Consider the following 700-nt stretch of genomic DNA (forward strand, 5'->3'; position numbering starts at 1 on the left):
TAACGCCGCGTTAAGCGGACAAAAGTAGTGGGTTAAAATGTGTAGCGAAGCGAAACGTAACCCACTGTTTTTGTTCCGTTTAAACGCCTTGTTAGCAGTACTTACTTTGCAAATTATTCTTAACGGCAGGCCATTCTGAATTGATTATGGAATAAACAACAGTATCCCTGAAAGAACCGTCATCTAAAACCTGATGATTCCGAAGAATGCCATCTTGTTTGGCCCCTAACCTTTCAATTGCTTTTCTAGAACCCTGATTGAAAAAGTGAGTTCTAAATTCAACTGCAATTGCAGAGTGTTCTTCGAATACATGATTAAGTAACAATAACTTACACTCGGTATTAATAGGTGTGCGTCTGACTGAAGATGAATACCAAGTATACCCAAGCATTACTCTTTTATTTTTAGCGTCAACACCATAGAAACGGGTTGTTCCTACGATCTTATTGGTATTAATACACCTTACAGAAAATGCTATATTCCCACACTTCGCCTCACTAATTGCTTTATCTACATAATCAGCCATTAATTCCGGAGATGGTACATTGGCGTACCATAACTTCCAAGATTCTCCATCTAAAACAGCTTCTTTAAGCTCATCGACGTGGTCAACACTCAATGGTTCTAATGTAACGTATTTCCCTTGTATTTTAGGGCAGGATAACCAATTCATATTGCATACCTCATTTGTACTGCTAAC

At 38.3% G+C, this 700-nt stretch carries 1 protein-coding gene; it reads right to left on the minus strand.

Annotated features, from left to right (window positions below; all coding sequences use genetic code 11):
• Nucleotides 1–91: 91 nt before the first annotated feature.
• The gene (locus CXF74_RS21515) at nucleotides 92–673 is read right to left on the minus strand and encodes a GNAT family N-acetyltransferase (protein ID WP_101084691.1); all 582 of its coding nucleotides are present in this window, start codon (nucleotides 671–673) and stop codon (nucleotides 92–94) included.
• Nucleotides 674–700: the final 27 nt, after the last annotated feature.

It is taken from the genome of Psychromonas sp. Urea-02u-13 (assembly GCF_002835995.1).
Classification (GTDB): Bacteria; Pseudomonadota; Gammaproteobacteria; order Enterobacterales; family Psychromonadaceae; genus Psychromonas.